The sequence below is a fragment of the Streptomyces sp. NPDC001135 genome, assembly GCF_053598395.1.
This window is the reverse complement of the sequence record NZ_JBSFKD010000081.1, coordinates 1-1,744: the sequence shown is the minus strand read 5'-3', so window position 1 is coordinate 1,744 and position 1,744 is coordinate 1. Positions and strand designations below refer to the sequence as shown.

At 57.1% G+C, this 1,744-nt stretch carries 2 rRNA genes; both read right to left on the bottom strand.

The annotated features are described in order from the left end of the window. Positions 1-117: ribosomal RNA gene (gene rrf, locus ACWC94_RS42240) — 5S ribosomal RNA — on the bottom strand. Positions 118-210: 93 nt separating this feature from the next. Then, positions 211-1,744, bottom strand: a 23S ribosomal RNA gene (locus ACWC94_RS42235); the annotation flags it as partial.

The window sequence follows — 1,744 nt, the reverse complement described above, 5'->3', positions numbered from 1 at the left end:
GTTCGGCGGTGTCCTACTCTCCCACAGGGTCCCCCCTGCAGTACCATCGGCGCTGTGAGGCTTAGCTTCCGGGTTCGGAATGTAACCGGGCGTTTCCCTCACGCTATGACCACCGAAACACTATGAAACTGTCGAACACTGCCGCACCACGCTCTGTGAAACGTGGGGCCGTTCGTGGTTTCAGAACCAACACAGTGGACGCGAGCAACTGAGGACAAGCCCTCGGCCTATTAGTACCGGTCACCTCCACACGTTACCGTGCTTCCAGATCCGGCCTATCAACCCAGTCGTCTACTGGGAGCCTTACCCCATCAAGTGGGTGGGAGTCCTCATCTCGAAGCAGGCTTCCCGCTTAGATGCTTTCAGCGGTTATCCCTCCCGAACGTAGCCAACCAGCCATGCCCTTGGCAGAACAACTGGCACACCAGAGGTTCGTCCGTCCCGGTCCTCTCGTACTAGGGACAGCCCTTCTCAAGACTCCTACGCGCACAGCGGATAGGGACCGAACTGTCTCACGACGTTCTAAACCCAGCTCGCGTACCGCTTTAATGGGCGAACAGCCCAACCCTTGGGACCGACTCCAGCCCCAGGATGCGACGAGCCGACATCGAGGTGCCAAACCATCCCGTCGATATGGACTCTTGGGGAAGATCAGCCTGTTATCCCCGGGGTACCTTTTATCCGTTGAGCGACGGCGCTTCCACAAGCCACCGCCGGATCACTAGTCCCGACTTTCGTCCCTGCTCGACCCGTCGGTCTCACAGTCAAGCTCCCTTGTGCACTTACACTCAACACCTGATTGCCAACCAGGCTGAGGGAACCTTTGGGCGCCTCCGTTACCCTTTAGGAGGCAACCGCCCCAGTTAAACTACCCATCAGACACTGTCCCTGATCCGGATCACGGACCCAGGTTAGACATCCAGCACGACCAGACTGGTATTTCAACGACGACTCCACACACACTGGCGTGCGCGCTTCAAAGTCTCCCAGCTATCCTACACAAGCCGAACCGAACACCAATATCAAACTGTAGTAAAGGTCCCGGGGTCTTTCCGTCCTGCTGCGCGAAACGAGCATCTTTACTCGTAGTGCAATTTCACCGGGCCTATGGTTGAGACAGTCGAGAAGTCGTTACGCCATTCGTGCAGGTCGGAACTTACCCGACAAGGAATTTCGCTACCTTAGGATGGTTATAGTTACCACCGCCGTTTACTGGCGCTTAAGTTCTCAGCTTCGCCCACCCGAAAGTGAGCTAACCGGTCCCCTTAACGTTCCAGCACCGGGCAGGCGTCAGTCCGTATACATCGCCTTACGGCTTCGCACGGACCTGTGTTTTTAGTAAACAGTCGCTTCTCGCTGGTCTCTGCGGCCACCCCCAGCTCGAGGAGCAAGTCCCCTCACCAGGAATGGCCCCCCTTCTCCCGAAGTTACGGGGGCATTTTGCCGAGTTCCTTAACCATAGTTCACCCGAACGCCTCGGTATTCTCTACCTGACCACCTGAGTCGGTTTAGGGTACGGGCCGCCATGAAACTCGCTAGAGGCTTTTCTCGACAGCATAGGATCATCCACTTCACCACAATCGGCTCGGCATCAGGTCTCAGACTGTGTGTCAGGCGGATTTGCCTACCTGACGTCCTACACCCTTACCCCGGGACAACCACCGCCCGGGATGGACTACCTTCCTGCGTCACCCCATCACTCACCTACTGCAAGTCTGGTTCGTCGGCTCCACCACTCCCCTTT